Raw genomic sequence first — 25,665 nt, 5'->3', positions numbered from 1 at the left:
ATGGAAACTGTGACTGCGCCGACCGACTCCCCCGTCGAGACCCTGTCGTTCGAGGCCGCTCGCGATGAACTGGTGCGTGTGGTCGCCGAACTCGAACAGGGTGCCCCGACCCTCGAGCACTCGCTCGCCCTCTGGGAGCGCGGCGAAGCGCTCGCGGCGCGCTGCGAGGAGTGGCTCCTGGGCGCGAAGCGCCGCCTCGAGCAGGCGCGTGCCGCGGCATCCGACTCGTCCGACTCGTCCGCAGGGGAAGAGTCGTGAGCAAAAGCGCTCCGATCGTCGCCGAGTTGGGCAGGCCAGAGACGCCCGAGGAGACCGCCGCGCGCAAGGCGGAGTTCAGTAAGAGCTACCGCGCGAGCCAGAACTTCCGCAACCTGATCGCAGCACTTCTCGCCACGCTGGTCGTGGTCGCTATCGTGATCTTCGCCGTGCCGCGCGGGGAGCGGGCGTCCGAGACGAAGGTCGACGTCGCCGCGATCGCGCAAGACGTCGAATCGACCATGGACAGCCCCGCGATCGTCCCCGAGCTGGGTGATTTCTGGCGCGTCAACGCTGCCGAGCTGCAGGGCGGCGCCACCGTCGTCTGGAACATCACGCTTGCGCCCGCAGCGGAAGACGAGCGCGGTTTCATCCGCGTCGCGCAGGCGTTCGATGACGATGCCTCCTGGGCGCCGCAGATGCTGAACGGCACCGCGGCCACAGACACCACGCGGATCGGCGGGCTCGAGTGGGACGTGTACGCGCTCGGCGGCGATTCCGCCGACAACGTGACGTATGCGATCGGCACGCAGGCCGGCGACGATTACATCCTTCTCTACGGCTCACGCTCGGCAGGCTCGACGGCCGAGCTCGCTGAGTCGCTCGTTCCTCAGATCAACGCCATCGCGGAGGCCTCATGACGACTCTCACCCCCACAGCGGCCTGGCAGCAGATGCTCGACGGCAATCGCCGGTTCGTGAACGGGGAGCCGCGACATCCGAATCAGGACGTCGAGCGGCGCCACGAACTCGCCCACCAGCAGAATCCGGTCGCGACGCTGTTCGGGTGCTCGGACTCTCGCCTGGCCGCAGAGATCATCTTCGACCTCGGACTCGGCGATCTGTTCGTGGTTCGCAACGCCGGGCAGGTGATCGGCGAGTCGATCGTCGGAAGCCTGGAGTACGCCGTCGAGATCCTCAAGGTTCCGCTGATCGTCGTGCTCGCGCATGACGAGTGCGGAGCTGTGCGCGCAGCCATCGACGGCACTGCGATCGACGCCGACCCGCTTCCGCCGCACATCTGGAAGCTCATCGCGCCGATCATCCCCGCCGCCCGCAAGGTTCTGGCGGAGAACGGCGGAACATCGCCCGCCGACATCGACGCCGAGCAGGTCGGACGCGAGCACTTGCGCAACACGGTCGCGAATCTGCTGCAGTCATCCGAACTGATCAGCGACGCGGTCGCCGAGGGGCGACTGGGCATCGTCGGCGCCAACTACCGTCTCGCCGAAGGCACGGCCGTGCCCGCCATCTCTGTGGGGATCGACACCAAGGGGATCGAAGACGTCCCCGCAACCGAGGAGGGATCGCAGTGACCGATACACACCAGCGCAGCGGCGAAGAGTCGCAGGGCTACCGAATCGAGCACGACACCATGGGCGAGGTCCGTGTGCCGGTGAACGCGCTGTACGGCGCGCAGACGCAGCGTGCCGTGGAAAACTTCCCGATCTCCGGCAAGGGCCTGGAATCGGCGCAGATCGCCGCCCTCGCGCGCATCAAGAAGGCCGCGGCCCTCGCGAACAAGGAACTCGGCACTCTTGACGGCGCCATCGCTGATGCGATCGCGGCTGCTGCCGACCGGGTGGCCTCGGGCGTGCATGACGGCGAATTCCCCGTGGACACCTACCAGACCGGTTCCGGCACCTCCTCGAACATGAACATGAACGAGGTGCTGGCGTCCATCGCGTCCAGCATCCTCGGCTCTGCCGTGCACCCGAACGATCACGTGAACGCCTCGCAGTCGTCGAACGACGTCTTCCCGACCTCGGTGCACATCGCTGTGACCCAGGCGCTCATCGACACGCTCATCCCCTCGCTGGACCACCTCGCAGTGGCTCTCGAGGCGAAGGCAGAGCTGTGGAAGGATGCCGTGAAGGCGGGCCGCACGCACCTCATGGATGCGACGCCCGTCACCCTCGGCCAGGAGTTCGGCGGCTACGCCCGTCAGATCCGGTTGGGCATCGAGCGCGTGCAGTCCGCACTCCCCCGCGTGGCAGAGGTTCCGCTGGGCGGCACGGCCGTCGGCACCGGGATCAACACGCCGCTCGGGTTCCCGCAGAAGGTCATCGCGCTGCTCGCTGAGGAGACCGAACTGCCGATCACCGAGGCGAAGGACCACTTCGAGGCTCAGGCCAACCGCGACGGCCTGGTCGAGACATCCGGAGCCCTGCGCACCATCGCCGTCTCGCTGACGAAGATCAACAACGACCTGCGTTGGATGGGCTCGGGCCCCAACACCGGTCTCGGCGAGCTGCACATCCCCGACCTGCAGCCCGGTTCGTCGATCATGCCCGGCAAGGTGAACCCCGTCGTGCCCGAGGCCGTGCTGATGGTCTGCGCCCGCGTGATCGGCAATGACGCGACCGTGGCATGGGCCGGAGCATCCGGCGCCTTCGAGCTGAACGTCGCCATCCCGGTGATGGGCACCGCGCTGCTCGAGTCGATCCGCCTGATCGCCAACGCCTCGCGCGTGCTCGCCGACAAGACGATCGACGGACTCGTCGCCAACACGGAGCGCGCCGCCGCCTTCGCCGGGATGTCGCCGTCGATCGTGACGCCGTTGAACAAGCTCATCGGCTACGAGGCGGCCGCGAAGATCGCCAAGCATGCGGTCACTCAGGGCATCACGGTGCGCGATGCCGTGATCGACCTCGGCTACGTCGAGCGCGGTGAGCTGACGCTGGAGCAGCTGGACGAGAAGCTCGACCTGCTGAGCATGACCCACCCGGGCTGAGCCCCGGTACACCTGCACGACCCGGATACATTTGCACGACCGCTCTTCGGATCGGCTCGTGCATTCGTACCCGGGTCGTGCGTCTGTACCCGGGGTGACTCCTCCTCCACATCAGTCGTATGCGCCAGGTTGTCCCCAATCGCCCGGTGCGAAGCCCGGACTGGCGGCAATTGCGTCACAGTCGTCGCATGCTCGATCCGGTCACCGTCATCAGCCGCATGGGCGGCATCGCCCGCGGAACTCAGCTGCAGAAGGTCGGCGTGTCGCGCAAGCGGATTGCCCAGGAGGTTAGCCAAGGGCGCATCGACAGGGTGCGCTCAGGCGTCTTCGCCGCCCCGCGAACGGATGCCGCGATACGCGCGGCGGCGGCTCACGGCGGCGCTCTGACGTGCGGATCCGCACTCCGGCTGCACGGAGTCTGGGTTCTCGACGACACCGACCCGCATGTGTGGCTCGGTGACAACGGGCGAAGGCACCCTCACCTCGACTGTTCCTGCACTGACCACCATTTTCAAGGGCGCACCCGGTTCGGTGTCGTCGACGTCGAGACAGCGCTTGTCCATGTCTTCGCCTGCGCAGGAGACGAGGCCTTCTTCGCGGCGTTCGAGTCGGCATGGCGCAAGCGACTGCTGTCTAAAACCGCTCGCTCGCGCGTTCGGGCGGCGCTTCCAGCATCCGCTCGCTGGCTTGTCGACATCGCTCGACCGGATGCCGACAGCGGCCTCGAGTCTCTCCTACGTCTCAGGCTGCACATCCTCGGCATCGGGCTCGACTGCCAGGTCGTGATCGATGGCGTCGGCAAGGTCGACTTCGTCATCGACGGTCGACTCATCCTCGAGGCAGACGGCAAGGAGAATCACGACGGCGAGACGATGCGCCATAAGGATCTGGTCAGGGATGCCGCGGCATCCCGTCTCGGATACGAGGCGCTGCGCTTCGACTATGCGCAGATCGTCCACGACTGGCCGACTGTCCAGGCCGCGATCGTCGGCGCTCTGTGTCGGATGCGTCACTGACGGGTACAGACGCACGACCCGGGTACACCTGCACGACCGGACGGATGAAAGGCTCGTGCATCCGTACCCGGCTCGTGCAGGTGTGCTCCGATCAGCTCAGTTGAGCTCCCCGCCCTCCAGCAGTTCTGTGACCAGTGCGGCGATCGCCGAGCGCTCCGAGCGCATCAGCGTCACGTGCGCGAAGAGGTCATGCCCCTTCAGCGTCTCGATGACCGAGGCGATGCCGTCGTGGCGGCCGACTCGGAGGTTGTCGCGCTGTCCGACGTCGTGGGTGAGCACGACGCGGGAGTTCTGGCCCATCCGGCTCAGCACCGTCAGCAGCACGTTGCGCTCCAGCGACTGCGCCTCGTCGACGATCACGAACGCGTCGTGCAGCGAGCGGCCGCGGATGTGCGTCAGCGGGAGCACCTCGAGGATGCCGCGCTCCACGACCTCCTCCATGACATTGCCCGAGACCACCGATCCGAGCGTGTCGAACACCGCCTGTCCCCACGGGCCCATCTTCTCGCCCTGGTCACCGGGAAGGTATCCGAGTTCCTGCCCTCCGACGGCGAACAGCGGACGGAACACGATGATCTTCTTCTGCTGCTGCCGCTCGAGCACGGCCTCCAGCCCGGCGCACAGCGCGAGGGCCGACTTGCCTGTACCGGCACGCCCGCCGAGGGAGACGATCCCGACGTCGGGGTCGGTGAGCAGGTCGATCGCGATGCGCTGTTCGGCCGAGCGACCGTGCATCCCGAACACGTCCCGGTCTCCGCGCACCAGCCGGTACTCGCCGTCACCGGTGATCCGACCGAGCGCAGATCCGCGTTCGGAGTGGATGATGAGCCCCGTGTTCACCGCAAGGCCGCGGGCCTCCTCGCTGATGCCGACCTCGCTCTCGTACAGGTCGCTGATGTCGTCGCCGGAGAGGTCGAGATTCGCGATGCCGGTCCACCCCGAGTCCACAGCCTGCTCGGCGAGATACTCCTCGGCGGAGATTCCGAGAGACGCAGCCTTGACCCGCATCGGCAAGTCTTTGGAGACGATCGTGACGTCCTGCCCGTCGTCTGCCAGGTGCATGGCCACCGCGAGGATGCGGCTGTCGTTGTCGCCGAGGCGGATGCCGCTGGGCAGCACCGCGCCGTCGGTGTTGTTGAGCTCGACGCGCAGCGTTCCTCCCTCACCGATGGGCACTGGGAAGTCGAGGCGTCCGTGCTCGATGCGCAGCTCGTCCAGGTGCCGCAGCGCCTGCCGAGCGAAGTAGCCGATCTCCGGATCGTGACGTTTGCCCTCCAGCTCTGTGATCACCACGACCGGAAGAACGATCGAGTGCTCGGCGAAGCGGAAGAACGCCTGCGGATCCGACAGCAGCACCGAAGTGTCGAGCACATAGGTGCGAAGGTCCTGATCAGGCTTCCCTGAGGATGCCCGACGCGAAGACTGACGGGTGGACTGCTGTGCTGTACGTGTGGTCACGACCCACTCCCGACCCGGGATGTTTCCCGGCTATGCCACGAGTCGACCAGGGGCCACGAGTCGCGATCCGAAGGCCGACTCGAACGGGCACTGTGCCCGATGCCTAGAACGTACGACCCGGGCCGCCGACCCGCGCGCGCGACACGCCAGCGCGGCACGTTAAGCACAGATGAACTATCGGCGGATCCGCCTACACGCCTACGCGCCGAGCGTGCCCATGGCATCGTCGAGCATCTGCAGCGTCTCGTCGCTCGTGCCCGCATGGGCCGCCAGACGCACAGTCGCGCCACGCGTCGTGGCGACGATTCCCGCGTTCGTGAGCGCGGCGGACAGAACCGCCGGTCCCTCAGGGGCAAGCGTGACGATGCCAGCGCGCTGATCCCTCGCGCGCGGTGTCAGCACCGGGATGCCGTGGCGATCGGAGATTTCGAAGATGCGGTCGACGCGGTCGCCGATGGCAGCGTCGATGGCCGCCACTCCAGCGACGCGCACGTCGCGCAGACCGATGGCCAAGCGGGCGACGGCGAGCTGATCAGGACTGTTCACGGCGTACGCCCGAGCGGATGCCGCTGGTGCCGGCAACTCGTCGACGGGCAGCCCGCCCTCCACACCGGCGAAGCCGGACAGCACGGGTGCGATGCGCTCGCGCGCCTTCGCCGAGAACGACGTGAATCCGGTGCCACGCGCGGCACGCAACCACTTGCAGCCGTGTCCTGCGACGACGTCGGCCACCGAGTAGTCCTCATCGACGACGCCGAACGACTGCACGGCGTCGACGATCAGCAGGCGATCCGGGCCCAGCACCTCGCGGAGGGCAGCGAGGTCGACGCGGTAGCCGGTGCGGAAATCGACATGGCTGACCGCGAGGGCGGTCACGTCATCGTCCAGAGCCTCGGCCACGGCATCCGGCGTCACGAAGGTGTGCTCGGGCTCGATCCAACGCGGGGAGAGCTCGCCCGCCGACGCCTGCGAGGCGCGCTCGAGCGTCATGCTGATGCTCGGGAACTCCGCCGACGATGCGATGACGGTCCCCTTGAGGCCGTAAAAGGCGTGCATGAGCCCGTGGGTCGACGACGGCTGCAGCGTCACGGTCTCGGCCTCGACGTCGAGCAGCTCGGCCGCGAGTTCGCGTGCCTCGCCGAACCGCTCGCTGACCAGCGCCAGCGACGAGGGCCGGCCGCTGCCCAGCAGATCGGCGTCGGCGAACACCTCGGCGCGCACTGTCGGCGAGATCGGACCGAATGCCGCCCAGTTGAGGTAACCGGGGTCGCCATCGAAGGTGGCGAGATAGTCGTCGAAAGTGCTCACCGGACGATTCTCCCATGCGAGCGCCGCTTCGACGGGTCAGCGGGCGGAGCGGGCCGGCACCGCTCAGCGACCGAAGCGCCGATCTCGGTCGACATAGTCGCGGATCGCCCGCAGGAAGTCGACCTGCCGCAGGTCGGGGCCGAGCGCTTCCACGAAGTAGAACTCGCTGTGCGCACTCTGCCAGAGCAGGAAGTCGCTGAGCCGCTGCTCTCCGCTCGTTCGGATGACCAGATCCGGGTCGGGCTGGCCGCCGGTGTAGAGGTGCTCGCCGATCATCTCCGGGGTGAGGTGCGCCGCGAGATCCTCCAGCGTGCCGCCGGAGGCATCGTGTTCGGCGATGATCGAGCGCACGGCGTCGACGATCTCATTGCGTCCGCCGTATCCGACCGCGAGGTTCACATGCAGCCCTGAATGGCCGGTGGTGCGATCCTCCGCGTTGCGCAGCACACGTGCCAGCTCATCAGGCAGGATGTCGGAGCGGCCGACGTGTTTGACCCGCCAGTCACCGTTCTGCGCGAGAGTCTCAGCGAGTTCGGCGATGATCTCGATGAGGTCGGCGATCTCCTTGGAGTCGCGCTTTCGCAGGTTGTCACTGGAAAGCAGATACAACGAGACGACGCGCACTCCGATGTCATCGCACCAGCCGAGGAACTCCCGCATCTTGGCCGCCCCCGCGCGATGCCCGTCAGCTGGGGAATCGAGACCCAGCTGACGCGCCCAGCGTCGGTTGCCGTCGATCATCATGGCGACGTGATCCGGGACGGATGCCGGATCCAGCTGCCGCCGGAGCCTCTTGCCGTACAGCCGGTACAGCGGCCCCCGGCCCTCGCTCACACGTGCATTCACCTGCTCACGTTATCGCGCCGACCGGCGTCTGCCCTGTGAGCGCGCAGGTTCTTGCGCATGTACTCAGAACGGCATGGAGAGCGGCCTAGAGTGAGCACGTGAGCACTTCAGACGACGACGGCACCTCTGTGCCCGAGCTCCCGCTGCTTGAGGACGCGCGGGCAGACGCCGCCATCGAGGTCAAGCCGACCTGGCGCGGCTGGCTGCACGCGGGCACCTTCCCGGTCGCGATCGTCGCCGGCATCGTGCTCATCATGCTCGCCGAGGGCGCTGCAGCGAAATGGGCGGCCGCCGTCTTCATGGCGAGCTCGCTGCTGCTGTTCGGCAACTCCGCGCTGTACCACCGCGTCAACTGGGGACCGAAGACCAAGCTGATACTCAAGCGCATCGACCACGCGAACATCCTGCTTCTGATCGCCGGCACCTACACGCCGCTGGCCGTCAACGCCCTGGTACCAGAGAAGGGCACGCTGCTGCTGATCCTGGTCTGGAGCGGCGCGCTGCTGGGCATTGTGTTCCGTGTCTTCTGGATCAACGCACCGCGCTGGCTGTACGTCGCGCTCTACCTCGCGCTCGGCTGGGCGGCGATGATGTACCTGGTCGATCTGTGGAACGCGAATGCCGCCATGATGGTGCTGGTCGTCGTCGGCGGGCTGCTCTACACAGGCGGAGCCGTCGTCTACGCGATGAAGAAGCCCAACCCGTGGCCAGGCCATTTCGGCTTCCACGAGATCTTCCACCTCTGCACTGTGCTTGCGTTCCTGTGCCACTGGACCGCCTGCCTGTTGATCTCGATCGCCCCCTACGCGCCATCGCTGGGCCTGCCCGGTTGATCACGGGCAACAGTCCGCAACAGGATGCGCTCAGGGGAGCATCCGCGGATAGATTCAGGATGCACACCTGAAAGTCGTGCGCCCTGAACGCCGAAGGAGATCCCCATGGCCGATGTCGAGAGCTTCACGCTCGATCACACCGCCGTCCACGCCCCGTATGTGCGCCTGATCCAGACCGAGCACGGGCCCAAGGGCGACGCGATCTCGAACTTCGATGTGCGCTTCGTACAGCCGAACGAGGGCGAGATCCCGACCGCCGGTCTGCACACCATCGAACATGTGCTCGCCAGCCTGCTGCGTGACCACCTCGAGGGCGTCATAGACATCTCGCCGTTCGGATGCCGCACGGGCTTCCACCTGATCACATGGGGCGAGCCGAGCGTGGCGGCGGTCGTGGCGGCCGTCCGCGTCGGGCTCACCGCCATCGCCGAGGACATCACGTGGGACGACGTTCCCGGAGTGGATGCGATCAGCTGCGGCAACTACCGCGACCACAGCCTGCACAGCGCACGGGAGTGGTCCAAGCGGATCCTCGAGCAGGGCATCAGCCTCGACGCGTTCGAGCGCGTGGGCGTGTGATGTTCGCCGAGCTCCGCTCGCGAGTGGTCTTCGTCACCGGCGGCGGCAGCGGCATCGGCGCAGGAATCGTCGACGCGTTCCTCGGCGAGGGCGCGATAGTCATCAGCGCCGATCTGAGCGCGCCTGAAGGCCTGGATCAGATCGGTGAGCGCTCGTGGACGGTTCGTCTCGACGTCAGCGACGAGACCGCCGTGGAGAGCGTTCTGGATGCTGTCTCCGAAGCCGTCGGCACGGTCGATGTCGTCGTGACGGCGGCAGGCACCTCGACCATGGGCTTTGCGATCGAGACGACGGGCTCCGACTGGGACCGCAACCTCGACGTCAACGCGAAGGGGTCCTTCCTCGTCGCTCGCGGCGTCGCGCGCAGGCTCGTCTCCGCGGAACGGAACGGCCGGATCATCTTCATCTCATCGCAGGCAGGCAAGAACGGCTACCGCGGCATGACCGCGTATGTCGCCTCCAAGCACGCGGTGCTCGGTGTCACGAAGACCATGGCCGTCGAGCTCGCGCCGCACGGCATCACGGTCAATGCGATCTGCCCCGGCATCATCGAGACGCCGATGAAGCATCGTGAGCGCATCGAGGGCGGCGCGATCCGAGGCATGACGGCCGAAGAGGTCGCCGCCGAAGACCGCTCACAGGTGCCCCTCGGCCGCACCGGCACGACGCAGGACGTCGCCGCCGTCGCTCTCTTCCTCGCCAGTGACCTGGCAAGCTACATGACCGGCCAGGGACTGAACGTCACCGGTGGCATGACAATGCATTGAGCAGGCTCAGCGCTCTGGGTCGTCTTTCCCGGATGCTGCGCCGCCTGTCTCATCCTCATCGACAGCGGTGCCGGCATCCGACGCCTGCGCGTCCCTGCCTGCAGCCTCTTCCGCGTCGAGCTCCTCGCGCACCTCTTCGCGGTAGCGCACGCGCCTGATACGGCGATTCATGTCCCAGATCAGCAGCACAACCGCGATAACGACCAGAACGATCACGAGGAATCCGGCAGGGCCGGGTGTGACGGAGTTCGGGTCGACGGTCATCGTCGGCGTCGGAATCGGGGTCTCAGTTCCGAACAGCACGAGCATGTGTCCGCCTTTCCTGCGCAGGTCGCATAACCTGGAAGTACAAGCCTAACGACCGAAAGCCCCCACCCGTGACGACTGCACCAGAGCTCGACGAACGATACGGTCGCGGACGCCGCAGTCGCACGTCATGGATCGTCGGCGGCGCCATCGCCCTGGTGGTGATCGTCATCGCCTCCTGGATGACCGTCTCGCAGTCGATGAACGCGGTGGATGCCGATGACCTGAGCTACGAACTCGTCGACGAGCACACCGTCACTGTGCGTTTCCAGGTCACGGCGCCCCAGGGAAAAGACCTCGCGTGTGCTGTCGAGGCGCTCGACGAGGAGTTCGGCGTCGTGGGCTGGAAGATCGTCGAGATCCCCGCCGGAGACAGCCACATGCAGCAGCTGACGGCCACCATACCGACCGTCGCTGAAGCGACGACAGGTTTGGTGAACTCCTGCTGGGCCTTATAGACTCCCCTGATACGATCGACGCCCTGGCCAATTGCCGGGGCGTCTTGGCATATCCCCACCGCCCCTGACGGGCGTTCGACAAAACCGCCCTGAAGGGCGTTCGACAAAGGAGCACGCTGTGTCCACAGACGCTCAGGTACCTTTCCTCACTCAAGAGGCTTACGATCGGCTCGTCGCTGAGCTCGAGATGCTGTCCACCACGGGACGCGATGAGATCGCGAAGCGCATCGAAGCCGCCCGGGAAGAGGGCGACCTCAAGGAGAACGGCGGATACCACGCCGCGAAGGACGAGCAGGGCAAGCAGGAGGCGCGCATCCGCACGCTCGAGCAGCTTCTGAAGACCGCGAAGGTCGGCGAGGCTCCGGCCAGCCGCGGCATTGTCGAGCCCGGAACCGTCGTCACGGCACTCGTCGCCGGTGGCGAAGAGGTCTTCCTCCTCGGCAGTCGCGAGATCGCGGCGTCAGGGAGCGACGTGGATGTCTACAGCGAGGCCAGCCCGCTCGGTCAGGCGATCCTCGGACTGAAGGTCGGCGAGAAGACCAACTACGAGGCCCCGAACGGCAAGTCGATCTCCGTCGAGATCACGAACGTCGAGACCTACGCCGGCTGACCCCGCCCGCTCGCGATCAGTCCGGCACGACCACCGGGTCGTAGCCGGCCTGGCGGAGCGTGTCGAGTGTGAGCTCGGTGTGTTCCGCTCCCCTGGTCTCGATGCTCATCTGCAGGATCACCTCGCTGATCTGCAGCCCCTGGCCGTGGCGGGTGTGCATGACCTCCATGACGTTCGCTCCGGCCTGCGAGACGAGCTCTGAGACTCTGGCGAGCTGGCCTGGACGGTCGGGCAGCGGGATGCGGATGGTCAGGTAACGACCGGATGCCGCGAGGCCGTGCGAGACGACGCGCTGCAGCAGCAGCGGGTCGATGTTGCCGCCGGACAGCACCGCCATGGTCTTGCCAGTGCCGGAGACCTTACCGGCGAGGATCGCGGCGACGCCGACGGCGCCTGCGGGCTCCACGACGACCTTCGCCTGCTCGAGGAGTATGAGGATCGCGCGGGCGATGTCGTCGTCGGTCACGGTGACGACCTCGTCGACGAGGTCCTTGATGATCTCGAACGGCACTGCTCCCGGCTTCGCGACCAGGATGCCGTCTGCGATGGTCGGTTGAGTGACGATCTCGACCGGGTGACCTGCTTCGAGCGACAGGGGCATGGCTGCGGCGTTCTCCGCCTGCACGCCGATCACGCGAATGGTGCGCCCCGCCTGCGCTGCGGCAGCCTTCGCCGCGGCGGCCACGCCCGCGATCAGTCCGCCGCCGCCGATGCCGACAAGGATCGTGTCGATGTCTGGGGCGTCGGCGATCAGCTCCAGACCGAGGGTGCCCTGGCCCACCACCACGTCGCGGTGGTCGAACGGATGGATCATCACCGCGCCGGTGCGCTCGGCGAACTCGGCGGCGAGCCGCAGCGATGTCGCGACGGTCTCCCCGTCCAGCACGACCTCAGCACCGTACCCGCGGGTCGCGAGCAGCTTGGGCACCGGAACCCCGAGCGGCATGAAGATGGTCGCCGGGATTCCGAGTGCCTGAGCCGCGAGAGCGACTCCCTGTGCGTGGTTGCCGGCGGATGCCGCGACCACACCGCGCGCACGCTCCTCGGCCGTGAGCCGTGAGAGCCGATACGCGGCACCGCGGATCTTGAACGATCCGGTGCGCTGCAAGTTCTCCATCTTCAGCACGACGGGCTCGCCGAGGATGTCGGACAGCGCCCTGGATGGCAGGGTCGGCGTGTGCGAGATCACTCGCTCCAGCCCCCGTGCGGCGTCCTCGAACTCGGCCAGGCTGGGGACTGCACTCATGTATTCCTCCGACGCCGCTCGCGCGGCACTGTACTCCAGATCAGATCACCGGCAGGTTGCCTGCCGGTCCTCCACGACCCGCTGCTGAGGGTCACGGCGACGACGTTCACGAATGCGGCCAGCGGCACCGCGAACAGCGCACCTGGGATGCCGGCGATCATCGAGCCGCCGGCGACCACCAGCACGACCGCGAGCGGGTGCACCTTGACGGCCGTTCCCATCAGGATCGGCTGCAGGATGTGGCCTTCCAGCTGCTGCACGCCGATCACCACGACCAGCATCCAGAACGCGTTCCACGGGTCGTTGTAGACCAGAGCGAGGAACACCGCCACGGCCCCCGTGGCCACCGCACCGACGATCGGGATGAACGCACCGAGGAAGACGAGCACGGCCACGGGTATCGCCAGAGGAACCCCGAGCAGGAAGGCACCGATCCCGATGCCGATCGAGTCGATCGTGGCGACGAGCGCCTGTGTCTTGGCGTAGCTCACGACGGTACGCCAGCCATTGCGCGCTGCGGCATCGACCGCCGGGCGCGCATCACGCGGGAACAGCTTCGTCGTCCAGCGCCAGATACCTGCGCCGTCGGCGAGCAGGCAGACCAGAACGAAGAGCGTCAGCAGCGCGCCGACGATGACGTGGCCGAAAGTGGAGCCGATCGCGAGTGCACCTGACCAGAGCAGTTGAGCCTGCTCCTGGATGAGCGCGAAGCCCTGATCGATGTAGTCCTGGATCTCCTTCTCGGAGAGATGCAGAGGCCCGCTGATGAGGTATTGCCGGAACTCCTCGACGGCCGCCATGGACTTGGTCTGCACGTCTTCCCACTCCAGGGAGACCTGCCATGCCACGAGCCAGAGCAGGCCGGTGACGATCGCGAGAGTGCCGACGAGGGCGATCAGGATCGCCAACCATCGCGGGAAGCGCTTGCGCAGCATCAATTCGAAGCCCGGCCAGAGCAGGGCTGTGATGAGGATGCCGATCAGCAGCGGGATCACGAGGAGCTTCAGCTGGATCACCAACCAGATGATGACTCCTGCGGCCGCCGCGATCAGCAGCAACCGCCACGCGTAGCCGGCCGTGACCCGCAACGACAGCGGTACGGCGTTGTCCGCCTCCGTCGTCACCGTGCGGCCTGTCGGCATGCGACCCCACAGAAGATCGCGCTTGCGAGGGCGCTGCTCATCCGTCATGCCGTAAGTCTAGTTGCGGGCTGGGCGGATGCTGCGACGGGGCTGCGCCCATGTCGGAGGCGGGCGATACGCTGACGACGTGACCGAGACTCTCAGTGCCGCGCAGGCTCGCCGTGTCGCCTTGGCAGCCCAGGGGTTCACCCGACGCCGCCCGACCACCACCGTCTCCACACGACACGTGCATCGCACGATGGAGCGTCTCGGCGTGCTGCAGATCGACTCGGTGAACGTGTTCGCGCGCAGTCACTATCTGCCGCTCTTCTCGCGATTGGGCTCTTATGAGCCGGCGCTGCTCGATCGGGTCTTCCTCTCGCGCACCACGCACTACGTGGAGTACCTCGCGCACGAGGCGACGTTCGTGCCGGTCGAGGACTGGTCGCTGTGGCGATTCAGAATGGAGGCGTTCCGCGGTCGCTGGGAGCGCGATCCGGATTCGTGGTTGAGCAGGAATGCCCGCACGGTCGCCTGGGTGAAAGACGAGCTGCGCACCCGAGGTCCCCTGCGACCGGCGCAATTGCGTGAGGATGCGCCACGCGAGCGCGGCACCTGGTGGGACTGGGACGATGTGAAGCTCGCGCTCGAGCACCTCTGGCGCACCGGTGACGTCGCGATCAGCGGTCGTCGCGGGTTCGAACGGCAATATGCGCTGGAAGAGCAGGTGATCCCGGCCGAGGTTCGCGAGCGCGTCATTCCCCGAGAAGACGCGATCCGCGAGCTCGTCCACCGCGCTGCCCGTTCCTCCGGAGTCGCCACCGAATCCGATCTCGCCGACTATTACCGCCTTCGCGACCGCGCTGCCATTCGGCAGGCGATCGATGAGCTCGTCGACAACGGCGATCTGCAGCCCGTGAGCGTGCGCGGGTGGGAACGCGGCGGTCGTCAGGTGCCCGCATGGCTGCATCGTGATGCCGTGCTTCCCCGGCGGGTCGAGGCCGTGGCGATCCTCACCCCGTTCGACCCTGTGGTCTGGTTCCGAGAGCGAGCGCTGCGGGCGTTCGACCTCGACTACCGCATCGAGATCTACGTGCCGGCGCACAAGCGGCGCTACGGCTACTACTCGCTTCCGGTGCTGGTCGGAGACCGCATCGTCGCGCGCGTCGATCTGAAGGCCGACAGGGCCTCGTCCACGCTTCAGGTGCAGTCGGCGTGGTGGGAGCCGCAGGCCCGCACGGAAGATGCCGAACCGATCGCACGCGAACTGGCGCTTGCTGCGACCTGGCAGGGGTTGGAGAACGTCTCGGTCTCGGGCTGGGGTGATGCCGCGGAAGGCGTGGCCGGGGCTCTGCACGTCGAGCGCGGAGGCGTCGCGCGCCACGTGCACGCGCGCGAGGTGTCGGCGTGAGGCACCGGTCGTGAAGAAGCGCGCGGCGTGGATCGCCGCCGGCGCGACCGCGGCGGTCGTGGTCGCGGCGTCGCTCGTCTGGTTCCTGATCCCGCGCGGCAGTGCCGAAGACCAGGCACTGGCTTACCTGCAGGCAGTCGCCGACGGTGATGTCGCCGCGGTGGAGACGACCGGCCTCGACGTGCCGGCGACGACAGCATCCGCGTTCGCCGACGCGAGCGACCGCCTCAGTGAAGGCGCGATCGTGTCTTCGACGGCAGACGACCACAGTGCGGTCGTCACTGTGTCCTATGAGCTCGCGGGCACACGCCACGAGAGCACACTGAAGCTGTCGCAGCGGGAAGGGCGCTGGGTGCCCGATGCTGCCACGGCGTTCGGTTCGGTACAGTTCAGCGTGCCGGCCGGAATCGCCGGCACGGTCCTGCCTGCGGACAGAGTTGCGCTGCTTCCCGCGGTGTACGAGGTGAGCGCTGCACCGGCGGAGTTCCTCGACGGCAGCGCGACGGTCGAGGTGCTTCCCGGCGTCACGCAGGAAGTCGACGTGGACGCGACTCTTCGCCCCGAAGCCGCCGACGTCGCGCAGGCACAGCTCGATGAGTACCTCGCCACCTGCACGAAGCCGGCCGCAGAGACGCTTCCCTCCTGCGGCATCGCGATCCCCTTGGCTGCAGACTTCTCCGCGGTGAGCGAGATCCGCTACCGCATCGAGCAGACGCCCGTGGTCGCGCTCACTCCGTCTGCGTTCCAGGCCGACGGCGGAGTTCTCGTCGCCACCGTCACGGGAACAGCGCTCGACGGATCAACGAAGACTCTCACATATCGATCGACGAACTGGACCGTGCGTGGCGATGTCTCCTTCACCGACGACGACATCGTGCTGTCGGTCTGGTGAGCCAACGGCGTCCTGTATCAGAACTGCACGCGTGGCGGCTCTGAGATCGCCGCGTTGTCTGCGACCTCGAAGAACTCCCGCTCGGTGAAGCCGAGCCCCCGGGCGAACAGGTTGTTCGGGAAGACCTTGATCTTGGTGTTCAGTTCGCGCACGCCGCCGTTGTAGAACCTGCGGGCCGCCTGGATCTTGTCTTCGGTGTCGACGAGGGCATGCTGCACCTGAAGGAAGTTCTGGCTCGCCTGCAATTGCGGATACGCCTCAGCGACCGCGAACAGGCTCTTCAGAGCCTGCTGCAGGTGGCCCTCAGCGATTCCGGCCTCGCCGGGGCTCGTCGCGGAAAGAGTCTCAGCACGAGCGCGTGTGACGTTCTCGAACACGGCCTTCTCGTGGGATGCGTACCCCTTGACCGTCTCGATGAGGTTGGGGATCAGGTCGGCGCGTCGCTTGAGCTGCACCGTGATGCCGCTCCATGCCTCATCGACGCGAACGTTCAGTTGCACGAGGGAGTTGTAGGTCGCCCAGAAGTAGATGCCGATGAGCACCAGGACGGCGACGACAATCAGAACTGGAATGAGCCATTCCATGGCACATGACCCCCTTCATGAGTTTTATTCATACTAACCACCGAGCCTGCGCATGAACTGGGCGACGCGTCACTCCCCGAGCACTCGGTCGAGATACCGGTTCGCGAATCGCCGATCGGGATCCAGCCTGTCGCGCAACGCCAGGAAGTCGTCGAATCGTGGATAGCGCTCACGCAATAGTGCGGCATCCAGAGTGTGGAGCTTGCCCCAGTGCGGGCGCCCGCCGTGTTCCAGACAGATGCGCTCGACGGCCTCGAAATACGCCGTGGGATCAGCGCGCCAATAGCGGTGCACGGCGATGTAGCCGCTCTCGCGGCCATACGCAGTGGAGAGCCAGCGGTCATCCGCTGCGGCGAAACGCACTTCGATCGGGAACTCGATCTTCCAACCGCGTACGGCGATGAGTTCCCGAATCGCCTGAAAGACAGGAATCACCTTCTCGGCAGGCAGGGCGTATTCCATCTCTCGGAAGCGCACATTGCGGCTCTGCGTGAGCACCCGGTGCGACCGCTCGATGTAGTCGCGGTCACCGGTGAGCTTCACTGCCAGGCGACTGAACGGCGGCGTGATGGCCGGTAGCACCTGGCCCGCAGCGCACACCATCCGGTATACGCCGTTGGAGAGCAGCGCCTCGTCGATCCACTTGCCCACTCGCGGCAGCGGCTTGCGCGGAGTCGACTCCGGCAACCGGGTCTGTCGCTTCGTGAGTGCCACGTCGGTGTGCGGGAACCAGTAGAACTCGAAATGATCGGATGCCGAGACACGCTCCTCGAGCGTCGCCAGCACGTCATCGAGCGGTACCGGCTCATCGACGGCATGCATGACGAAGGTGGGAACGCACTGCAGCGTCACATCGACGAGGATGCCGAGCGCGCCGAGCCCCAGCGCGACGGCCGGCAGCAGCTCCGCGTTCTCGATGTCGCTCACCCTGAGGAACTCTCCGTCGCCCGCGATCACCGTCGCACCGACGACCTGCGTCGCGAGCCCACCGAAGCGCGCACCCGTCCCGTGTGTGCCGGAGGAGATCGCGCCGGAGATCGATTGACGATCGATGTCGCCGAGGTTCTCCATCGCGAGCCCGTACGGAGCGAGCAGGCGGGGGATCCTGTGCAGCCGGGTGCCCGCGAGGAGCGTCACACGTGCCCGGTCGGTGTCGACTGAAACGAGTCCCTGCATGTCGTCGAGCTCGAGCAGCACGCCGGGAGCGGCAGCGATGCCGGTGAAGCTGTGGCCAGCGCCGACGGCCTTGATCTGAAGGCCGTGCGCGATCGCCGCCTGTACCGCCCGCTGCACACCTTCCGGCGTGCGAGGACGTTCGACTCTGGCCGGTCTGATCTTCACCGAGCGCGACCAGTTCTGCCAGGTGCCACCAGGACGCGTCACAGGAACGCCTTTCCCTCGCCGCGATACGTGGGCAGCTCGTCGATCACCTCGGTGCCGGAGACGAGATGGTACGCGTCGATGCGTTCGGCGGGCTCTCCGCTCTTCGCATGACGGAACCAGACGCGATCGCCGATCCGCAGCTTCCGCGACGCGTCACCCTGTAGCGGCGTCTGCACCTCTCCTGCGGCCTCGCGCGGCATCGTGCGCAGCCCCTGCGGCCAGACTGCACGCGGCTGACGCGAGTCGATCGCAGGGCCAGAGGCGATCCAACCGCCGCCGAGCACCGTGGCGATGTCATCTGCCGGCCGTCGGACGACATCGAAAGCGAAAGCGCTGGCGGGTGCGGGGTGGAAGGAACGGTAGCCGTCGAACAGATGTCCGCCGAGCAGGCCGCTGCCCGCCGACGCCTCGGTGACCGATTCGTCGCTGCCGGTGAACTCCAGCGATCCTGTACCGCCGCCGTTGAGGAACTCCAGCGGCGCGACATCGGTCAGAGCATCCGCGATCTCGGCGCGACGCCTGCGGAGCTCGGCGCGCGAGCGCGCCTGCACCATGCGGATCAGCGGTGCATTCGAGCCGTTGTCTCCCTGGCCTGCGATCTGGGCCTCATACATCTGAAGGCCGACCAGGTGGAAGCCGGGTCGACGTACGATCGCACGAGCGAAGCCGGCGACGTCGGCTGGGGTGAACAGCGGCGAGCGGCGCACGCCGATGTGGCCGAGGGCAGCAGACCGCCACGAGGCGTCGGCATCGATGGCCACTCGTATCGGCTCGCGTCGGTCGGGCGACGCGATGGCATCGATCAGGTCGAGATGAGCGATGTCGTCGACCATCAGGGTGATGCGGGATGCAGCGACCTCGTCGTGCACCAGCCGCTCAAGACCCGCTCGATCGACCGTCGGATATCCGAGCACGATGTCGTCGTGCGTTCCGGCGAGCCAGAGCGCCTCGGCGAGCGAGAAGGAGAGAATGCCTCGATACCCGGGTATGCGCAGCACCGCGTCGAGGACGGCGCGCACGCGCACTGACTTCGAGGCTACGCGGATCGGGATGCCGCCGGCACGCACCAGCAGATCCATCGCGTTGTGACGCAGCGCATCGAGATCGATCACGGCGACCGGTGCCGCAAGATGCGAGGTGGCATCCGACAGCCTCGGCCACCAGTGGGCCGGGTTCTCCCAGTCACGAGAGCGGACGGCTGCAGGGCTCAGGTCAGCGGTGAGGTCGAGCACTCCCCCACCCTACGACGTCGGCTCGCCTGCGGCCGCGAAGCTAGGCTGTGAGTGCACGCCCCCATAGCCCAATGGCAGAGGCAGGCGACTTAAAATCGCTTCAGTCTGGGTTCGAGTCCCAGTGGGGGCACCTCCAGAAGCCACCCGTGCGGACCACGAGACCGATGCGTCCGATGCGGCAGAGAACAGAATCGGCCCATGCCGCGCAGTCAGCGCGGCATGGGCCGATTCTGATGGAAGCGTGCCCTACTTGGCCGAAGCCTTCGTCGTGGTCTTCTTCGCAACAGGTTTCTTCACCGGTGCAGCCTTCTCGGTCTTGTCATCGGCGGCGTTGTCCGCTACGGCGGCCTTCGCGGGAGCCTTCCTCGCGGCGGCCGGCTTTGCCGCAGCAGCAGGCTTCGCATCCGACTTGGCTTCAACGGGCTTCGCAGCGGCAGCAGGCTTCGCAGCAGCAGCGGGCGCAGCATCCGCCGCCGGACGCGGACGCGCGGCGAATTCCTCGAAGACGTAACGAGGATTCTGCACGGTCTGCAGGTTCACGAGGTCACGGCCGAGCCACAGGTTGTTCCACCAGTCCCACAGCACGCGCCACTTGCGCTCCCAGGTCGGCATCGCCAGCCCGTGGTAGCCACGGTGCGCGATCCAGGCGACGAAGCCCTTGAGGGCGAGGTTGCCCGACTGGAAGACGCCGTTGTAGAGGCCAAGACCGGCGACCGCTCCGAGGTTCTTGTGGAAGTAGTCCTTGGTGCCCTCGCCACGGATCACCGCGACCAGGTTCTTCGCGAGAAGCTTCGCCTGACGCACCGCGTGCTGGGCGTTCGGCACGCAGTAGCCGCCGACTCCACCGCCCGAGAGGTCAGGAACAGCCGAGACGTCGCCAGCGGCCCATGCGCCCTCGACGAACTCGTCCGCCGTGCCGACGCGCAGGTCGGCACGGGTCTGGATGCGACCACGCTCTTCGACGGGCAGGTCGCCGCCGCGTACGACGGTCGGGTTCGCCATGACACCGGCGGTCCAGACGATCAGGTCGGTCGGGATGACCTCGCCCGTGGAGATGGCGACGTTTCCGTCCACAGCTCCCTGCACCTGGGTGTCGAGGTGTACGTTGGCCCCGCGCTTGGCGAGATCCTTCAGCACCCACTCGCTCGTCTTCAGCGAGACTTCGGGCATGATGCGACCCATGGCCTCGATGAGGTGGAAGTGCGTGTCCTCGAAGCGCAGCTGCGGGTACTTCGACAGCAGCGACGATGCGAGAGAACGCAACTCGGCGAAGACCTCGATGCCGGCGAAGCCACCACCGACGACGACGGTGGTGAGCAGACGGTCGCGCTCGGGTCCGGCAGGCAGAGAAGCGGCCTTGTCGAAGTTCGACATCAGCTTGTCGCGCACCGCGACTGCCTCTTCGATCGTCTTCAGCCCGATCGCGTTGTCAGCGATGCCCGGAATCGGGAACGTGCGGGAGACGGCACCCGCGGTGACGACGATCTGGTCGTACTCGAACTCGTAGGGGTCGCCCACGGGAGGGGTGATGGTCGCGACCTTGTTCGCGTGGTCGATGCCCGTCACCTTGGCGGTGACGACATGCGTCCGCTTCAGGTGGCGACGATGCGCGACCACTGCGTGCCGCGCCTCGATCGAACCTGCTGCGACCTCGGGGAGGAACGGCTGGTACGTCATGTACGGCAGTGGGTCGACCATGGTCACGTCGGCTTCGTGCTTGCGGAGATGCTTCTCGAGCTTCCAGGCCGTATAGAAGCCCGCGTAGCCACCGCCGACGATCAGAATCTTGGGCACAGTGCTGTTCTCAGGCACAGAGGGACAACTCCTAGTCAGGGGGCTGGCGTGCTTTGCTTGCGCGCCGATCGGATGCGCCGGGCAGCAGCGGTGACGCCTAGCGCGATAAGAATACCAGGCACAGTGAGTGCGATGAGCGGAAGTGTGCCATAACGCAGTGAATCCACGCTCGGAAGCAGTGGCGAACCGGGCTCGGTCGGCGGGTCGGCAGCCGGCAACGGATCGATCTGCACAGGCGTGATCTCCGGCTCGGGCGCGGGCTCCGCATCCGCCCGCCGGTAGAGACGCACCCACTCCGCGAGGTCGCCCATCGGGTTCTCGTCGACGAGCGGGACGGATGCCGTCACCGCAGCAGACGCGTCCAGCAGACCGTAGCCGTACAGCGGGTCAGGCAGATCGGTCACACCCGGCACCGGAAGCGCGGTCAGGATGATGCGGTTGATCACGTTCGCGGCGTCCAGGTCGGGATGCGCCGAGCGGATCAGGGCCGCAGCCCCCGCGACGATCGGCGCCGCGCCGCTCGTGCCCCGCCACCACTCCAGCTTTCCGTCGGCCGAGATTCCTCGAAGCCCTTCACTGGGGGCAGAGATGGCGATCGTGATGCCCTGCGTCGACGCCTCGACGCTGGCGGTGCCGGTCTGATCGACGCCACCGACGGTGAGAACTCCAGGGATGGTGGCAGGTGCACCGATGACGTCGGTACCGCTGCCCCGGTTTCCGGCGGCAACGACGACCACGACGTCGTGCTCGAACGCGTAGAGGAACGCATCATCCCAGCTCTCGTCCCAGTCGAGCGTGTTGGTCGTGAACGACATGTTGATGACATCGGCTCCGTGATCGACCGCCCATCGGATGGCCGCCGGTACCTGCTCGACGAACGGCACCGCCGCTGCCGCGCCGAAGCCCACCGAGATCGAGAGCAGATTCGCCTCCGGTGCCACGCCGATCATGCCGGTTCCGTCGGCCTTGCCTCGACCCGCAGCGAGCGAAGCCACCCACGAGCCGTGGTCGCCGTCCACGGCGCCGACGGGTGTGCGCCCATCCGGCGTGCCGCTGCCTGAGACGTCGGTGCCGTCGACGACGGCGTCGCCGAACACGGAAGTCACCTTGCCGATGCCGGTGTCGATGATCGCGATCGTCACGCCTTCACCGCGTGTGGTGTTCCATGCCTCACGGATGCCGGCTCCGTCGAGCCAGTACTCCGATGCGCGCACCGGGTCCGTCGGGTCGTCCGGGACGGGCCCCGGCGTCGGAGACGTCGTCGGCGTGGCCGTTGCGCCCGTGAGCAGAACGGATGCCGCCACCGCCGCGACTGCGACGGTGCTGCGCAGCATCGCCTTCAGCTTCATGCGGTTGCGGCTCCCGGCATCTCGCACTGGCATCGCTCGGGCGACCATGTGGACCGTGCGAGAGCGGCATCGCCGATCGGGTTGACTCCGGCTCCGGCGGCGAGTGCGTGCCCGGCGAGTGCGTGCAGACACTTCACACGAGTGGGCATGCCGCCGGCGGAGATGCCGTCGATCTCGGGGACTTCACCGAATTGCGCGCGGTCGGCGATGTAGGCGTGATGTGCGGCCGAGTACGCGTCGGCGACGGCTTCGTCCTCCTCCAGCAACGCCGCCAGTTCAGGCATGACCTGCGTGGCCTCGAGTGTCGACATGGCGGCGGTCGCCGCCGGGTGCGTCAGATAGTAGAACGTCGGAAACGGCGATCCATCCGGCAGACGCGGGCTGGTCGCGACCACGGTCGGGTTTCCGCACACGCACCGTGCCGCGATGCCGATGACACCGCGCGCCGAACGACCCAGCTGCGCGGATACGACGTCGATCTCGGCAGACGTGGGCGGAGCGAAGGGCGGTGTCGTCACGCCTTCAGCCTACGGGAGGAGTCCCTGTGGAATCCCTCAGTGGGCGCGTGGTCATTGACCGGAGCTGGCATTCTGAGCGAGGCCCGCTCCGGCGATGGTGCGCAGCAGCTGCGGCATCCAGTCAGACGACGTCCGCTCGAGCTCGTCGCTCACCGGCGTCTGCTCCTGCGGGAGCGAGGCGGGGTCGAGATCATTGTCGACGAGGTAGACGACCTCGCCCGGCTTGACGTAGTAGAGCCGCTCGCGGGCCTGAGTGGTGATGTAGGCCGGGTCCTCCCAGCGCTCCTGCTCCTGCTCGAGCGCTTCGATCTCTTCGGCGCTCACCTGCACCGACGCCTCGAGTGCAGCGATCTTCTGCCGCTGATCGATGTAGGTTCCGAGCGTCGGCACCAGCACCCATGCACCGAGCACCACCAGCGAGAGCATGATGACCATGAACCCGGAGAGTCGGATGCCGGAAGCCCATTCCCGCACGTCGACCTCTCGCGCGACCGCACGCGTCGATCGAGCTGCCCGTGTCGAGCGCGACTTCGCCGCACCAGCGGTCGGCCTTCCGCTCGGACGGGATGCGGAAGGGGGAGTCGGACGTCTCGCCATGACTCCCCCTTCCGCGATTCTGTCTCAGCTGCGCTCAGCCCTAAGGCGCTCAGCCCTGGAGACGGGGGAACGCCGAGCGACCGGCGAACACCGCCGCGTCGCCGAGCTCTTCTTCGATGCGCAGAAGCTGATTGTACTTCGCGACGCGCTCGCTGCGAGCAGGCGCACCAGCCTTGATCTGACCGGAGTTGGTCGCGACCACGAGGTCGGCGATCGTCGTGTCCTCGGTCTCGCCTGAGCGGTGCGAGAGCATCGCCGTGTAACCCGAACGGTGCGCGAGGCTGACCGCGTCGAACGTCTCGGTGAGCGTGCCGATCTGGTTGACCTTGACCAGCAGCGAGTTGGCGACGCCGCGCTTGATACCGTCGGCGAGACGCGTCGGGTTCGTGACGAACAGGTCGTCGCCGACGAGCTGCACCTTCGAGCCGAGCACGTCGGTGAGCGCCTTCCAGCCGTCCCAGTCATCCTCGGCGAGGCCATCCTCGATCGTGATGATCGGGAAGTCGTTCACGAGTCCGACGTAGTACTCGGTGAGCGCTGCGGCATCCCAGTCCTTGTTGTCGAGGCGGTACACGCCATCCTTGAAGAACTCGGTGGCAGCAGCATCCAGGCCCAGCGCGATGTCGGTTCCGGGGGTGAACCCGGCCTTCTCGATCGCCTTGACCAGGAACTCGAGCCCGTCGCGGTTGCTGGGCAGATCAGGGGCGAAGCCGCCCTCGTCGCCGAGGCCGGTGGCAAAGCCAGCAGCCTTCAGCTCGCCCTTGAGCACGTGGTAGGTCTCTACGCCCCAGCGCAGTGCCTCGCTGTAGGTCTCCGCACCGATCGGCGCGAGGAAGAACTCCTGCATGTCGATGCCGTTGTCGGCGTGCGAGCCACCGTTGATGACGTTGAACAACGGGACGGGCAGGACGTGCGCGTTCGCGCCGCCGAGGTAGCGGAACAGCGGCAGGTCGGCGCTGTCCGCGGCCGCCTTGGCGACCGCGAGGCTGACGCCGAGGATGGCGTTCGCGCCGGTGCGCTGCTTGTTCTCGGTGCCGTCGGTCTCGTTGAGGATCTCGTCGACGATGCGCTGCTCGCTCGCCTCCACACCCTCGAGTGCCGGGCCGAGCTCGTCGATGATGGCGTCGACGGCCTTCAAGACGCCCTTGCCGCCGTAGCGGCTCTTGTCGCCGTCACGCAGCTCGTATGCCTCGAATGCGCCGGTGGATGCGCCAGAGGGGACGGCCGCGCGCTGGACGATTCCGTCGTCGAGGAGCACCTCCACCTCGACGGTCGGGTTGCCGCGTGAATCCAGAATCTCGCGTGCGCCTACAGCCTCGATGAGTGCCACGTATGTGCTCCTTGCTCAGGGAAAGGGTTGTGGTGGAGCGTCGTCGATCCAGGGTCAGTCTAGTGCGCGGCATCCGCCGTTCACATGTCGTGTCAGTCCTGAAGCGCGAACTGCGCGGAGCGCACGTCGGTGATGATGACATCCGCCATACCGGAGCGCAGCACTGCACTGACTGCACGTTCTTTGCCCGCGCCGCCGCCGATCGCGACCTTCAGGCCGATGTCGCGCAGCTGCTCCTCCGAGATGCCGACGAAGCGATCTCCCAGGCCCGGCACCGTGCGGCCGTCCGCATCCAGCAGCGACGTTCCGTACTCGGCAATGACTCCTCTCTGCGCGAAGCCATCCAGCTCGCCGGTCTCGATGAGGTGATCGGCCAGCAGCGACGCGCTGGGCCAGCCTCCGATCGTGAGAAATGCCTTGGTCACGTGATCGAAGCGCCCGAGTGTGTGCTGGATCGCAGGATGCTTCAGGATCACCCGCGCCTCAGGCTCGATCACGATGGGCGCGTACAGCGGGTACGTCGCTCCCCCGGCCGCACGCCCGATGTTGGATATCACCTCGACGCCGTCTTCGAGTCGTGGCCAGCCGATGCCGGTGAGCTGCACGACATCGGCGCTGGGCAGTTGCGTGATCGCTCGGGAGGCCAGCACCAGGGTGCGCCCCGGCGTGAAGCCGACCACGTCGTCTTCCTCGATGGTCTCGACGATGACGCGGGCGGTGACAGCGGCGATCGCCTCGCGCACCTTCAGCTCGTGGGTCGAGTAAGCCGCGACGACGAGCGCCGACTGCAGACCGAATCGTTGCGCCAGCCGGGCTGAGAGTTCTACGTCGACGGGATCTGCGACCGTCGCGCGCACTTCGACGAGCCCGAGTTCGCGTGCTCTGCGGACCATTCGGGCCGTCGCGAACCTGGAGCGACCGATCTCGTCGGCGATGTCGTTGACCGCACGTCCGTGAGCGAGATTCTGCAGTGCGACGTAGACGTGGAGTACCTGCTGATCCAGAGGAAGCGATTTGCTCATAAGAGCACCATACGATG

27 protein-coding genes and 1 tRNA gene are annotated in these 25,665 nt (G+C 66.8%); 13 read left to right on the top strand and 15 right to left on the bottom strand.

What is annotated here, in order from left to right:
- The 5 genes from HDC95_RS01200 (at position 1) to HDC95_RS01180 (ending at position 4,004) form a co-directional block, all read left to right on the top strand.
- Complete coding sequence (locus HDC95_RS01200; RefSeq protein ID WP_259061361.1) at positions 1 to 258, top strand: exodeoxyribonuclease VII small subunit; 258 nt, start codon at positions 1 to 3, stop codon at positions 256 to 258.
- Positions 255 to 896, top strand: coding sequence for a DUF4245 domain-containing protein (locus HDC95_RS01195; protein ID WP_259061360.1), 642 nt, complete (start codon positions 255 to 257; stop codon positions 894 to 896). Before HDC95_RS01200 ends, HDC95_RS01195 begins: the two co-directional genes overlap by 4 nt.
- On the top strand, positions 893 to 1,570 hold the full coding sequence (locus HDC95_RS01190; protein WP_259061359.1) for a carbonic anhydrase: 678 nt from the start codon (positions 893 to 895) through the stop codon (positions 1,568 to 1,570). Before HDC95_RS01195 ends, HDC95_RS01190 begins: the two co-directional genes overlap by 4 nt.
- Positions 1,567 to 2,988, top strand: a complete 1,422-nt coding sequence (locus HDC95_RS01185) for a class II fumarate hydratase (protein WP_259061358.1) — start codon at positions 1,567 to 1,569, stop codon at positions 2,986 to 2,988. Before HDC95_RS01190 ends, HDC95_RS01185 begins: the two co-directional genes overlap by 4 nt.
- 188 nt (positions 2,989 to 3,176) lie before the next feature.
- A complete protein-coding gene (locus HDC95_RS01180; protein WP_259061357.1) occupies positions 3,177 to 4,004 on the top strand; it encodes an endonuclease domain-containing protein in 828 nt (275 codons plus the stop codon).
- Positions 4,005 to 4,100: 96 nt separating this feature from the next.
- Here HDC95_RS01180 and HDC95_RS01175 read toward each other — a convergent pair whose 3' ends face one another.
- From HDC95_RS01175 to HDC95_RS01165, 3 genes are all read right to left on the bottom strand, one after another.
- Positions 4,101 to 5,375 (bottom strand): PhoH family protein, encoded by a 1,275-nt coding sequence (locus tag HDC95_RS01175; protein ID WP_259062179.1) that lies wholly within the window; start codon positions 5,373 to 5,375, stop codon positions 4,101 to 4,103.
- Positions 5,376 to 5,660: 285 nt separating this feature from the next.
- Positions 5,661 to 6,770, bottom strand: coding sequence for an aminotransferase class V-fold PLP-dependent enzyme (locus tag HDC95_RS01170; protein WP_259061356.1), 1,110 nt, complete (start codon positions 6,768 to 6,770; stop codon positions 5,661 to 5,663).
- A 63-nt stretch (positions 6,771 to 6,833) separates the two neighbouring features.
- Complete coding sequence (locus tag HDC95_RS01165) at positions 6,834 to 7,616, bottom strand: isoprenyl transferase (RefSeq protein WP_259061355.1); 783 nt, start codon at positions 7,614 to 7,616, stop codon at positions 6,834 to 6,836.
- Positions 7,617 to 7,744: 128 nt separating this feature from the next.
- Here HDC95_RS01165 and HDC95_RS01160 point away from each other — a divergent pair, with 128 nt between their 5' ends.
- From HDC95_RS01160 to HDC95_RS01150, 3 genes are all read left to right on the top strand, one after another.
- Positions 7,745 to 8,449: a hemolysin III family protein gene (locus HDC95_RS01160; RefSeq protein ID WP_396652663.1), complete on the top strand. Its 705-nt coding sequence runs from the start codon at positions 7,745 to 7,747 to the stop codon at positions 8,447 to 8,449.
- Between the two features lie 105 nt (positions 8,450 to 8,554).
- Positions 8,555 to 9,028, top strand: a complete 474-nt coding sequence (locus tag HDC95_RS01155; RefSeq protein WP_259061353.1) for an S-ribosylhomocysteine lyase — start codon at positions 8,555 to 8,557, stop codon at positions 9,026 to 9,028.
- Entirely contained in the window at positions 9,028 to 9,795 is a 768-nt protein-coding gene (locus HDC95_RS01150; protein ID WP_259062178.1) for an SDR family NAD(P)-dependent oxidoreductase, read from the top strand. The genes HDC95_RS01155 and HDC95_RS01150 overlap by 1 nt, the downstream gene beginning before the upstream one ends.
- A 6-nt stretch (positions 9,796 to 9,801) precedes the next feature.
- On the opposite strand, the gene HDC95_RS01145 is transcribed toward HDC95_RS01150, so the two are convergent.
- A complete protein-coding gene (locus HDC95_RS01145; protein WP_259061352.1) occupies positions 9,802 to 10,104 on the bottom strand; it encodes a hypothetical protein in 303 nt (100 codons plus the stop codon).
- Positions 10,105 to 10,172: 68 nt separating this feature from the next.
- Here HDC95_RS01145 and HDC95_RS01140 point away from each other — a divergent pair, with 68 nt between their 5' ends.
- Both HDC95_RS01140 and greA read left to right on the top strand, forming a co-directional pair.
- Positions 10,173 to 10,559 (top strand): DUF4307 domain-containing protein, encoded by a 387-nt coding sequence (locus tag HDC95_RS01140; RefSeq protein ID WP_259061351.1) that lies wholly within the window; start codon positions 10,173 to 10,175, stop codon positions 10,557 to 10,559.
- 118 nt (positions 10,560 to 10,677) lie between these two features.
- Entirely contained in the window at positions 10,678 to 11,169 is a 492-nt protein-coding gene (greA, locus tag HDC95_RS01135; RefSeq protein WP_259061350.1) for a transcription elongation factor GreA, read from the top strand.
- 16 nt (positions 11,170 to 11,185) lie between these two features.
- Here the strand turns inward: greA and ilvA are convergent, their stop codons facing one another.
- On the bottom strand, positions 11,186 to 12,415 hold the full coding sequence (gene ilvA / locus HDC95_RS01130; protein ID WP_259061349.1) for a threonine ammonia-lyase: 1,230 nt from the start codon (positions 12,413 to 12,415) through the stop codon (positions 11,186 to 11,188).
- Positions 12,412 to 13,605 carry an AI-2E family transporter gene (locus HDC95_RS01125; RefSeq protein ID WP_259061348.1) on the bottom strand — a complete coding sequence of 398 codons (1,194 nt, stop codon included), beginning with the start codon at positions 13,603 to 13,605 and terminating at the stop codon, positions 12,412 to 12,414. The genes ilvA and HDC95_RS01125 overlap by 4 nt, the downstream gene beginning before the upstream one ends.
- A 79-nt stretch (positions 13,606 to 13,684) precedes the next feature.
- On the opposite strand from HDC95_RS01125, the gene HDC95_RS01120 reads away from it, so the two are divergent.
- The gene (locus HDC95_RS01120; RefSeq protein ID WP_259061347.1) at positions 13,685 to 14,947 is read left to right on the top strand and encodes a winged helix-turn-helix domain-containing protein; all 1,263 of its coding nucleotides are present in this window, start codon (positions 13,685 to 13,687) and stop codon (positions 14,945 to 14,947) included.
- A gap of 10 nt (positions 14,948 to 14,957) precedes the next feature.
- Positions 14,958 to 15,839, top strand: coding sequence for a hypothetical protein (locus HDC95_RS01115; protein ID WP_259061346.1), 882 nt, complete (start codon positions 14,958 to 14,960; stop codon positions 15,837 to 15,839).
- Between the two features lie 17 nt (positions 15,840 to 15,856).
- Here the strand turns inward: HDC95_RS01115 and HDC95_RS01110 are convergent, their stop codons facing one another.
- The 3 genes from HDC95_RS01110 to HDC95_RS01100 form a co-directional block, all read right to left on the bottom strand.
- Positions 15,857 to 16,423, bottom strand: coding sequence for a LemA family protein (locus tag HDC95_RS01110; RefSeq protein WP_206476778.1), 567 nt, complete (start codon positions 16,421 to 16,423; stop codon positions 15,857 to 15,859).
- Positions 16,424 to 16,492: 69 nt separating this feature from the next.
- Complete coding sequence (locus HDC95_RS01105; protein WP_259061345.1) at positions 16,493 to 17,806, bottom strand: D-arabinono-1,4-lactone oxidase; 1,314 nt, start codon at positions 17,804 to 17,806, stop codon at positions 16,493 to 16,495.
- On the bottom strand, positions 17,803 to 19,038 hold the full coding sequence (locus HDC95_RS01100) for an alanine racemase (protein WP_259061344.1): 1,236 nt from the start codon (positions 19,036 to 19,038) through the stop codon (positions 17,803 to 17,805). The genes HDC95_RS01105 and HDC95_RS01100 overlap by 4 nt, the downstream gene beginning before the upstream one ends.
- 57 nt (positions 19,039 to 19,095) lie before the next feature.
- Here HDC95_RS01100 and HDC95_RS01095 point away from each other — a divergent pair.
- Positions 19,096 to 19,168, top strand: a tRNA-Leu gene (locus HDC95_RS01095).
- Between the two features lie 116 nt (positions 19,169 to 19,284).
- Here the strand turns inward: HDC95_RS01095 and HDC95_RS01090 are convergent.
- The 6 genes from HDC95_RS01090 to HDC95_RS01065 form a co-directional block, all read right to left on the bottom strand.
- A complete protein-coding gene (locus HDC95_RS01090) occupies positions 19,285 to 20,832 on the bottom strand; it encodes an NAD(P)/FAD-dependent oxidoreductase (RefSeq protein WP_259061343.1) in 1,548 nt (515 codons plus the stop codon).
- Positions 20,833 to 20,867: 35 nt separating this feature from the next.
- Positions 20,868 to 22,181 (bottom strand): S8 family serine peptidase, encoded by a 1,314-nt coding sequence (locus tag HDC95_RS01085; RefSeq protein ID WP_259061342.1) that lies wholly within the window; start codon positions 22,179 to 22,181, stop codon positions 20,868 to 20,870.
- On the bottom strand, positions 22,178 to 22,699 hold the full coding sequence (locus tag HDC95_RS01080; RefSeq protein ID WP_259061341.1) for a DUF501 domain-containing protein: 522 nt from the start codon (positions 22,697 to 22,699) through the stop codon (positions 22,178 to 22,180). The genes HDC95_RS01085 and HDC95_RS01080 overlap by 4 nt, the downstream gene beginning before the upstream one ends.
- Before the next feature lie 51 nt (positions 22,700 to 22,750).
- A complete protein-coding gene (locus HDC95_RS01075; protein WP_259061340.1) occupies positions 22,751 to 23,296 on the bottom strand; it encodes a septum formation initiator family protein in 546 nt (181 codons plus the stop codon).
- Between the two features lie 49 nt (positions 23,297 to 23,345).
- Positions 23,346 to 24,626 (bottom strand): phosphopyruvate hydratase, encoded by a 1,281-nt coding sequence (eno, locus tag HDC95_RS01070; RefSeq protein WP_259061339.1) that lies wholly within the window; start codon positions 24,624 to 24,626, stop codon positions 23,346 to 23,348.
- Between the two features lie 92 nt (positions 24,627 to 24,718).
- Positions 24,719 to 25,648, bottom strand: a complete 930-nt coding sequence (locus tag HDC95_RS01065; RefSeq protein ID WP_259061338.1) for a sugar-binding transcriptional regulator — start codon at positions 25,646 to 25,648, stop codon at positions 24,719 to 24,721.
- Positions 25,649 to 25,665 lie beyond the last annotated feature (17 nt).

It is taken from the genome of Microbacterium sp. AK031 (assembly GCF_024807145.1).
GTDB lineage: Bacteria > Actinomycetota > Actinomycetes > Actinomycetales > Microbacteriaceae > Microbacterium.
Note: the sequence above shows the minus strand (reverse complement) of the source record. Positions and strands in the feature narration are given on the sequence as shown.